Origin of the sequence: Flectobacillus sp. (assembly GCF_049240685.1) — a bacterium.
Taxonomy (GTDB): domain Bacteria; phylum Bacteroidota; class Bacteroidia; order Cytophagales; family Spirosomataceae; genus Flectobacillus.
The window spans coordinates 74,325-84,707 of sequence record NZ_JBMLSD010000437.1 but is presented as its reverse complement, the minus strand read 5'-3'; the positions used below and the strand labels follow the sequence as shown (position 1 = coordinate 84,707).

Sequence of the window (10,383 nt, the reverse complement as noted above, 5' to 3'; positions counted from 1 at the left end):
ATCAGATATACGAGGAAGATGAAGGGATAGCAAAAGTAAAGTTGATGGAGGTGGCGTAGAAAAAGGGGATAGGGTATAGGCAAAGAGGCAATAGTTTTATGCTTACTATTGCCTCTTTGCCTATACCCTATCCCCTCCAACAAAATCAATGCTCCCCTACTCTCTTCTCACCAGCCAAAATCGCTACTTCAAGTTTATTTTCTTTGGTAGGTAAAGGACAAGTTGCAAATGGTGTAAAGGCACATGGAGGGTTATAAGATTTATTAAAATCAATATAGGTATATCCCTCTGCATCAGGCCCCTCTACCTCCAAAAATCTACCAGCGCCGTAAGTTTCATGTTTATTACTCAAATCTCCGAACACTAAACTTAGATGTTTGAGTGTTCCCGTTGGCTCTAGCGTATATTCTTTGCCGTTTATCTCAAAAACCAACTTCCCAGGAGAATCCTGCTCATAAGCTCGACCTGTAATATCAATAATTTTGAGCTTACGACCTTCTGTAGGTACAAATTTGGCCTTTACACGCCATGTTGGATCAATCGGAAAAGTAGGAATTCCTGTAAAACTTTTCAAAAAAGGACTTTCCAAATCTCTCAATCGGATGGCATATTTATCGCCTCGTTGTATGATAAACCAACGAAGTGACTGATGCGCCAGCACAATGGGTTTGCCTTGATAGGGAAATACTTCTGCATTGCTTATCTCCTGATTATCAAGGGTAACCTTCGCTCCTTTGGCAGCTACAAAACTTATTTTACCTTCTTTTAAAATCACCTTTCCTACAAAATCTGCACTATGTTCTTTCGGGAAATTAATGGCATTTTTATCACTCCCTCCAATGGTATTTTCTCCTTCTTTCAACCAAAAAAGACCAGCTAAATTTAGCCAGCCATCTTCTCTTTTCAGACCTTCAATACGCTTTTGTTGCCATTGCTTTACCTCGGCTTCGTAGTTATTGTCGTTTGTTTCAACAAACGAACTCAAAAACCCCAAACTCAATAGGGTACTTGCGGTTAAAAGTATTTTTTTCATAATTAGATTTTTTTAAATCAGTTGTGTGAATCGTAATTTGCTATCAGTAGAGACGCAAAGTACTGCGACTCTACTGATAAATATTAAGTTAGTTCAATACAAAAGCTTTCAAGAAATTTTATCTTTCCGAAATTAGAAATTTCAAATTCGCAATACTTTTAAATGCTTCGCGTATGACAAATAACAAATCGTAAATAACTCATTTACAATCACTTCAAATATTCCATAAATTTATTGAAGTAATAATTTATTTGTGATAATTTCTACGTTTGGTAATGGAAAAATATAATTGCTTTGAGAAGGTAATACCTCTGGGGCTGTCAAGACACTACTAGCTTTGGCTGGTAATGGTAACAGATTGCGAAGTAGATCATTCGAACGGAATCCTTCTCCAATAAGCTCAATGCGACGTTCTTTCAATATAGTACTTAATAAAGCCGTACGATTTGATACAGCATTTTCGGCAAAAGAATAGGTAGCGTCTGAGCGATTGCGTACTGCTTTCAACAATTCGGTAGCTTTGGTAATATCTCCTACACGAGCCTCAGCTTCGGCGTAGTTTAACAAGACTTCGGCATAGCGAATAATAGGTAAGTAGTCCAGAAATGGAGAAGGTTTGCTGTACTTGGTGATAAAAAACAAACCAGAAGAAGTACGGGCAAAAGTTCTACGCAAATCGCTAGAGCGCCAGTCGGTATTTCCCCAAATGCCGTTGGGGTTTAAGTTGTACTCAGCATTGGCATTAAACACATAAGGAAACGATGATTGACCAGTCACGTTGTCCAGTTCTGTCATTGGTACCGACAGTATAGATTCAGTTGAAGTGTAATTCGTTGTGAAGATTTCGACAATGTTTTGCAATTTATGCGCCACACCTGTAGTTGCTGCAAAAGGAGTTGAAGTAGAAACGATTTTCTTGGCTTCTTCAATCACCTTCGCATAATTGCCAGCGTTGAGATACACACGAGTTTTGAGGGCAATCGCTGTATTGCGATGCGCACGTGTGGTATTCAACAAGCTGGTTGAATAGTTTAAAGGCAAGTCTGCCTCTGCCTCGTCTAAATCCTTGATAATCTGAGCATAAACTTCTGCTACAGTACTGCGTTTGAGGTCATTATTGGCAGTATTGGTTTCAGCTTTTAGACGCAATGGTAGGCCAGGCGAAGCACCTTGATTTTCGTTGTATGGACGAGCATACAAAGTAACCAATGAATAATAACTCAACGCTCTCAAGAACTTCGCCTCGGCAATATATTGTTTAGTTAAGGTAGCATTTACTACATTTGGATGGTCGGCTAAACCTTGAATGACGATATTGGCATTGTTGATAGCCGTATACCCTGCTGCCCAAAAACCCGCCACAAAGTTAGAGCCAGCGTTGAGAGTCTGATTCCACGCTTCATAAGCAGTAAAGGTGTTACTCGTGCGATTGATAAATTCCTCGCCACGAGCTTCGGTATAGATATAATAGTTTCCTCCATAAAAGTTGACACTTTTAATCGCTTTATATACACCGTTTACAAGTCCTAACACTCTATCAGGAGTATCAAAAGCATTTGTTCCACTAATAGCTGTTGCAGGTGTTGGGTTCAAATATTTTTGGTCGTTACAGGCGCTGGTGCTTACTAATAGGGTTCCTAAACCAAGGGCAAGTCCCCATTTTGATATATGATTATTTTTCAAAATTTTCATCTTTTCTCTATTTCTTAAAATCCAACATTGATACCGAAAGTAAATGTACGTGCCTGACCTACAGAGTTTTTCTCTACGCCTGGCGTCGTATTAGAGTTACCATTTACCGATGATTCTGGGTCTGTTCCTTTATAGCCTGTGATTAGGAAAAGGTTTGAGCCTTGAGCAAATAGTCGCACCGAAGCAATACCTGTTTTGCCCAACCAAGCACTTGGCACTCGGTAGCCCAATGAGAGGTTCTGCAAGCGAAGGAAGTCTGCTTTTTGAACATTTCCAGAAATTGGGAATGAAGAACCACTCGACGTTTGGTCGTTGTACACCAATCGTGGTACATCGGTGATATCTCCAGGTTTTTGCCAACGAGTCAAAATTTCGGTAGAGTTATTGTATGCACGTTGGTCTAGCAAGGTAGCACGTGTACCATTTTGAATATAGTTACCTCCCGAAAACGAAAGGTTGAAGCCTAAGTCAAAGTTTCCGTATTTGAAATTATTAGACCAACCACCATACCAAGTTGGTAAAGTATTTCCTAGCAAATAATAGTCAGCACCTGTAATAGCTGGCGCTCTTTCTCCATTCAAATAGGTCCACTGGCTTTCACCTGGGGCAACTACCTGACTGTATTGTACTTGTTCTCCTTTGGCATTAATAAATATTCTTCGACCATTGGCTGGATTCACACCTGCCGTTTTGGCACCATACAAACTACCTACTGAATACCCCACTCTGGTTACGTTGGTGGTTTCGTAAGATACGTGAGTGGTACCGACAATATCGGTATTACCTTCTGCCAAAGCCGTTACTTTGTTTTGAATAGTTGTCAAGTTTAAAGAGGTATTCCATGAGAAATTACCTTTTTGCAAAACAGTCGCATTGATTCCCAATTCCACACCACGATTGTACATCGAACCAACGTTTCCTAAGATAGCATTGCCCGGGATACCTTTCGACACTGCCTGCGGTGCACTCAAAATCAAGCCATTCACGTCATTATTGAAATACGTTAACTCTACCTGTACACGGTTGTTCCATAAACCAAAGTCGGCACCGATATTGGTTTGGTTACTAGTTTCCCAACCTAAGTTGGGGTTACCTGCTTGCGACAGCGACCAAGTTGGCACACTTCCATACAATGAACCACTGTACAATTCTAGTGAGCTGAAAGCGTCACTTAGGTTTCCATTACCCACACGTCCCCAGCTTGCACGAATTTTGATATTTGACAATACAGAAGCGAGACCTGTATTTTTGTAAAAATCTTCTTCAGACAAAGCCCAACCACCAGACACGCCACCAAAGTTTCCATATTTTTTACCAGCACCCAAGGCAGAGTTTCCATCACGACGGAAATTGAAAGTAAGGAAATACTTTTTGTTGTAATCATAACTCAAACGAGAGAAGAATGACAAGAATGTTTTTTCACTAATATCATTTCCTGTGGCCGAAATAGCGCCCCAGTTTCCTTGATAATTTTCAAAATATGGATCTGCGCTTTGTGTACGTGAAGCTCCCCAAGAATTATAGGTCAGTTTTTGAATATCGTAACCCACCAAAGCCGAAAGGCTATGTTTATCAAACAAAGTAGTTGAATAATTAAGGGTATTTGTCCAATTCCAGTTATCTCTAATAGCCGTAACATTTGTGGCATTTCCTTTGCTCGAATACCCATTTCCTTGAATTGGACTATCATAGCTATAAGTATCTGTACGTAAACGGTCTACAGCATACGTCGTTGTAAAATCTAAGTTCTTGTATAACTTCGCCACTGCCGAAATATTAGCAATTACACGGTCATTGGTAGATGTATATTTATTCTCATTCAATAAGGCCACTGGATTTCCCCAGTTACTTACCACTTGGTTGTTGCCCATTCCAATGGTATTCGGACTCGAAGGATTGATATTATAGGAGCCATCCGCATTAAACGCTGGAACGTTTGGAGGTAAAGCAACTGCCAAACGAGCTGCTCCTACTAAGAAAAAGCTAGAGTTTGCTAGTGAACCAGCATAAGGCGATTGGTTGAAACTTGTATTATAAGAAATACCACCTTTCAATTTCAACCAAGAATTTACTTCTTGATCAATGTTAAAACGAAGTGCTTTACGCTTAAATTCGTTGGTTACCAAAAAGCCTTTTTGGTCTGTAAAATTGGCAGAAAAATAGTAAGTAGTACCATTATTCCCACCAGACACACTTAAATTATGGCTTTGAGAAGTACCTCTTTGATAAATATAATCATACCAACGAGTATCTATCGCTCGGTTATTGGCATCATAATTTGGAAAGAATAAAGCCGATGCTACAGAACTATTATTCTGATTTCCTCCCAATATTTTTGCATTTAAAACAGCCTCATTTTTGATGGCGATATATTGCTCTGCGTTCAATACTTCGGGTAAACGCACTACGTCTGAGAAGCCTGTCCATACTTCATAGTTGATTTTGGCTTTGCCAGATTTTCCTCTTTTAGTCGTAATCAACAATACCCCTGCGGCAGCTCTAGAGCCATAAATAGAGGTAGATGCTGCATCTTTCAATACGTCAATCGACTCAATATCAGCAGGGTTAATGTCGCCAAGTGGGTTATTTGGCACGGCGGTTGAAGTTGATACGTTACCTGTATTAATTGGTATTCCATCGACCACTACCAAGGGATACGAACTCAAAGAGATAGAGTTAACCCCACGAATACGAATGACTGGAGGGTTGTTCAAAACGCCATTGGGCTGAGCGATATTCACCCCAGCAGCACGACCCTGCAAAGCTTGATCAAAGCTTTGTACGGGTTGTTCTTTGATAACTTCGCCACCGACACGTACAGCAGAACCCGTAAACTCCGCTTTGGTTTGTGTTCCATAACCAATTACTCGTACTTCAGTAAGTTCTTTGTTTTCTTCTGTTAATTCTATAGATAAAGTAGAGTTATTGATTAATTTTTTTTCAATGACCCCAAATCCGATAAATGAGAAAACCAGCGTTTGGTCTTTTTTGGCATTAATCTTAAAACGTCCGTTCGCGTCCGTTACAACCCCCTGTGTTGTACCTTTGATACTCACCGAAACCCCCGGTAAAGTCTGTCCAGTTGAGCGCTCCTTTACAACACCTGTGATAGGCTCGGTTTGTGCCCAGACCTGCCAAGTGAAACTAAAAAAGAGTAGCAATAGTAAAAATTTATTTCGCATAATGGTCTTTTGTTGATTTGTAAACAATGTAATTCAAAAAATTAGAGCGTAGTTATCCTGTCTACAGACTTTGCGCATCAGCCTGTAAAACTATTTATTATTGAGCTTTCGGATTTCAGCTAGAGGCTTTCGGCTGTGGGCATTGGAAAAAGGCATGTCTGTACTTGTCAAAAAACATTTTAGAACTCATTGCCTAATGCCTGTTGCCTACCGCCTTGGCATATAACATAAATCAAATTTTGCTCACTTACTTATAATTGATGGTTTTATTTTTTGGAGAAATACATTAATCTATAAATACTATAGATTTTATATACAAATATTATTTATCAAATAATCATTCCCAAATCTTTTCTTAAAAAAATTTAAGAATCTATTTATTTTAGAAGTATTATTCAAAAATAAATTCAAATATTACAACTACCATGTTAGTGCAGAATAGTGAGTTAGTGCTGTACGAAAGATTTCAAATAATTTCGGATATCGGATTTCTGACTTCGGAAATAAAGTAAAATACCTCTGTTTTTTACAAAACATAAAAGATTACACTTCCGAAATCCAACATCCGATATCCGAAATAGACAGTTTCTGCCATCGTTGGAGTTGTCTCCAACGAGTCTGGCGTTAGCAACAAGCCAAGTATTGAGGGCATAAATTAGCTGGTTTGTTGCTGGCGCCAGTTTGGTGGAGATAACTCCACCAAAGGCTGTAATGATTTTTTCAAATCTTATATTTCCAAATAATTTTATCTTTTTTTAAATTATTGATAAAATTTTGATTTTCTTCAGAGTCCTTAAATTTCACATAAGTGCCATCGCATTCCCTAACTTCACACAAAACACAATTGTCAGGAAAGTTTTCTACAACAAGAATATCACGTGATTTATATTTTTCCAAATACATCACACATCTACTACAATCTCCATAGTCACCTTTTTGCATTTTCTCAGTAAACTCCTTTAACCAAGGAAGATTTGAAACAGGGTTTGTAACCCCGCATACTGTATCATTGACAATATCTTGCTTTGAACAAGCAAAGAATATCAATGTGAATAGAGTGAACACTAATAATTTTTTCATTTTCATGGCTGTGTTTAGTTATGTTTTAATAGGTAAACCTTCGAACTTCCCTCAATAATTAAGCCATACTCGTTGGAAAAACTCCAAAGAGTATGGCGTTAACAATAAACCAACCATTGAGGGTATATGTTAGCTGACTTGTGGCTGTTGCACTATTGGTGGAGATAACTCAACCAAAGTCTGTAATTCTAATATTTCAGACCGCTACAGAGACATATAATGGCATTTCGATAACCGATATAGTAGACTTTAGCAGCAATTTTCTAGGATCGAAACTGTCTTTCAGGGGTTTGTACAAACCTTCAGGGGGTAAACAAATACAATTAATCGTATGTATTTCCAAAAAATTCTTCATGGCTTGAACAGTGTTTCCATGAAATACTTCTATATGAATTTTGGCTAAAGTGTTTGGATAAGTCTGACGTAATTCATGAATGGAGGCATTAAAGTCGGTTGTGAGTACTTCGTTAAGGAAGTATTTTGGTTTATACAAAATCATTTCAGTGATAGAATATTCCATTTCACGAGCCAACAGTAAGACTATTTCGACAGGATTTTCGTCAAAAACTGACATTGCCCACTCGATGGTCTCAAGTGTAGTATTGGTAAAATCTACAGGAATAAGAAGTTTGATATTCTTTTGCATAAAGTTTCAAGATTATTTATGCAAACTTCATCAAACAGTATTAGTGCTGGTTAAGAGTGGTATTAGAAAGGGATTAAAGAAAAGGGAGACGATTCTGGATTTCAGATATCTGATTGATGGGCTTTAGGCTGTAAGCCGTAGGCATTAGGCAAAAATGTTTCAATTATTTCATGAGCAATGCTATTTAATTTTTGGCCTACGGCATAAAGCCTAGAGCTTAAGGCGGGCAAAATTCCTTAAGTTTTACCTGTTAACTTTATCAAACACTTATCGTCTTATTAGCCAAGATATGCGGAAAACGAATCGTAAAAGTTGTGCCAATACCAACCTGTGAGTCGACCTTTAAATGTCCATTATGCATTTTGATAACATTTCTGGAAAGTGGCAAACCAATCCCATAACCTTCAAAAAGTTGGGAATTAGAAGCTCGGAAGAAAGGGTTAAATATTTGAGATATTTCTTCTTCGGGAATCCCAATACCTTGGTCTATAATTGCCATAATTACTTCCGAATCAGTGGCTTTAATAGATATAGTTACGGGTTTATAGTGTGAATATTTACAGGCATTACCAATAATATTTGAAAAAGCTACCAACAACAATTGTCTATTACCCATGATTTTCAATCTTTTAGGGTCTTCGGGAACCTCACTCAAATCGATAAAAATATGATTTTTGGGAGAAAGTTTATCAAAAGTTTCTTTTACATCCCAAAGCAATTGGTCGGTACGAATAATTTCACGGGTGGGCTTATCGCCTTGATAACCACTTTGTGCCAAAAAAAGCAGAGATTTAGTGATTTGGTCAAGTCGCTCGGCTTGTGTCAAAATATTTTGTATAGCTTCTTGGTAAACTTCAGAAGAACGCTCCTTTCTAAGGGCTAAATCGGCCTCACCTATGATAACTGTGAGAGGGGTTCCTAGCTCATGAGAAGCATTGCTAATAAAGTTTTTCTGTATTTCAAAAGCCGTTTCTAATCTATCGAGCAACTGATTGAAGGTACTTGCCAATTCTCCAATTTCATGGTTGTTGGTGGGCTCTTCGAGTCGCAAGTGTATATTATCGGTACTGATTTGTCGTACCTTATCTGTAATTTGTTTGACAGGGTCAAAAATATGTGTTGATATATATATGGAGACATAGAGCGTAAGTAAAGTGCCCAATGCGATTGCGATTAAGAGTACATTTCTGAGATAACTTAGATGGTGAGCGGTAAAATAATTTTCGGCAGAGACCACCACAATAAAGTTTTTGTTACCATGCTTATATTTGAGTCCTGAATATACCACATCCCCATCACGATGCGAGGCTTTTCCGAAGGTATTAATATGCACCAAAAGCTTCTCGGGCAAATGATATTTTGCGCTATAAAAATCCAATCCTCTATTGGGCTCGATTTGCAAGAGCATTTCTTTTTCTTTGTGGAGTTTTTCAAAAAACTGCTCACGAATCATTTTATAAGCTTCAGACTTATTCGTATCTTTTTCTAAGTAAAATTTACTAGCAATAATAGCTCGGGTTTGTACTCGTTTATCAAAATCTATATGCGAATATTTATCAAAAGAGTAATAGACTGCTCCACCCAACAATAAAATGATTAGCAAGCAACTTGTAAAAAAGATACTTGCCATTTTGGTACGTGTGTTCATTGCTTCAATTTTAACACATAACCCATTCCCACAACAGTATGAATGAGTTTGTTTGGTGACTGTGCATCTATTTTTTTTCTTAAATAATTAATATAAACATCTACTAGATTTGTACCTAAATCAAAGTTGATATCCCATGCACTTTCTAGCAAATCTACGCGCGACAATACTTTTCCTCGGTTACGGATTAGCGCCAACAACAATCGGTATTCGGTGGCGGTGAGGGTAATATTCTCGTTATTGCGAGTCACAACTTTTGAGTCATCATTTATAACCAAATCATCGATTTGATAGATATGTTGAGGCGCTTGCAAATCATCCGAGCCACTTTGTTCGTTGCGACGAATCAAGGCATTGATGCGTGCGTGAAGTTCGATAAACTTAAAAGGTTTTACCAAATAATCATCTGCTCCTGAATTGAGTCCGACAACAACATTTTCGGTTGTTCCCAAGGCTGTTAGGAATAGTATTGGCGTTTTTACATTATTTTGACGAATAGTTTTACAAACTTCTAAGCCATTTTTATCGGGCAACATGATGTCGAGAATAATCAAATCGTATTGAAACGATGATGCCATCTGAAATCCTACTTCTCCAGTAAGCGAAACCGAAACCTCGTATCCTTCCTCTGTAAGCCCTTTTTTAATAAATGTAACAACGCTGATTTCATCTTCAATCAGCAAAATACGTTTCATAATTCTCTTTTTTGTATGTGGCAATGGATGACACAGAATGCCAGAATTGCTCAAGAATTCTTACAAACTATTACCTCCAATATACAAAGATAAGTTTATGCCAATGCAAAGCAAATAGTATTTGGATATGCTTGGATTGGAATGCGCTAAACTCACTACAAGGTTGAAGCAAAGCCAAGAACCAGCGTTTGTATACCTTTATAAATTCTTTTTTACTATCATTGGCATTTTCTAAAACATAAGTAATCGTGCAGAATTAGATTTAAGTTTTTTAGTTTAGGGACAAGGCAACAGGCACAAGGCAAAGAGTGTTAATTGTTTTTTAGTAACGATAGATATGTTTTTGACGAATGCCCATAGCTGAAAGCTCAAAATTAAATTTAAGTACTCGGATTTAAGCTGTAAGC

General features: G+C 37.9%; 8 protein-coding genes. All 8 read right to left on the bottom strand.

What is annotated here, in order from left to right; translation table 11 throughout:
• Positions 1–145: 145 nt before the first annotated feature.
• Positions 146–1,033, bottom strand: coding sequence for a DUF1684 domain-containing protein (locus tag ACOVQ4_RS20265; RefSeq protein WP_421822424.1), 888 nt, complete (start codon positions 1,031–1,033; stop codon positions 146–148).
• Positions 1,034–1,264: 231 nt separating this feature from the next.
• Positions 1,265–2,725, bottom strand: a complete 1,461-nt coding sequence (locus ACOVQ4_RS20260) for a RagB/SusD family nutrient uptake outer membrane protein (RefSeq protein WP_421822423.1) — start codon at positions 2,723–2,725, stop codon at positions 1,265–1,267.
• Positions 2,726–2,739: 14 nt separating this feature from the next.
• A complete protein-coding gene (locus tag ACOVQ4_RS20255) occupies positions 2,740–5,907 on the bottom strand; it encodes a SusC/RagA family TonB-linked outer membrane protein (protein WP_421822422.1) in 3,168 nt (1,055 codons plus the stop codon).
• A 526-nt stretch (positions 5,908–6,433) separates the two neighbouring features.
• Positions 6,434–6,559, bottom strand: coding sequence for a hypothetical protein (locus ACOVQ4_RS20250; protein WP_421822421.1), 126 nt, complete (start codon positions 6,557–6,559; stop codon positions 6,434–6,436).
• Positions 6,560–6,627: 68 nt separating this feature from the next.
• Positions 6,628–6,987 carry a hypothetical protein gene (locus ACOVQ4_RS20245; RefSeq protein WP_421822420.1) on the bottom strand — a complete coding sequence of 120 codons (360 nt, stop codon included), beginning with the start codon at positions 6,985–6,987 and terminating at the stop codon, positions 6,628–6,630.
• A 196-nt stretch (positions 6,988–7,183) separates the two neighbouring features.
• The gene (locus ACOVQ4_RS20240; RefSeq protein ID WP_421822419.1) at positions 7,184–7,633 is read right to left on the bottom strand and encodes a hypothetical protein; all 450 of its coding nucleotides are present in this window, start codon (positions 7,631–7,633) and stop codon (positions 7,184–7,186) included.
• A gap of 259 nt (positions 7,634–7,892) precedes the next feature.
• A complete protein-coding gene (locus ACOVQ4_RS20235) occupies positions 7,893–9,281 on the bottom strand; it encodes a sensor histidine kinase (RefSeq protein WP_421822418.1) in 1,389 nt (462 codons plus the stop codon).
• Positions 9,278–9,976 carry a response regulator transcription factor gene (locus ACOVQ4_RS20230; protein ID WP_421822417.1) on the bottom strand — a complete coding sequence of 233 codons (699 nt, stop codon included), beginning with the start codon at positions 9,974–9,976 and terminating at the stop codon, positions 9,278–9,280. Before ACOVQ4_RS20230 ends, ACOVQ4_RS20235 begins: the two co-directional genes overlap by 4 nt.
• Positions 9,977–10,383: the final 407 nt, after the last annotated feature.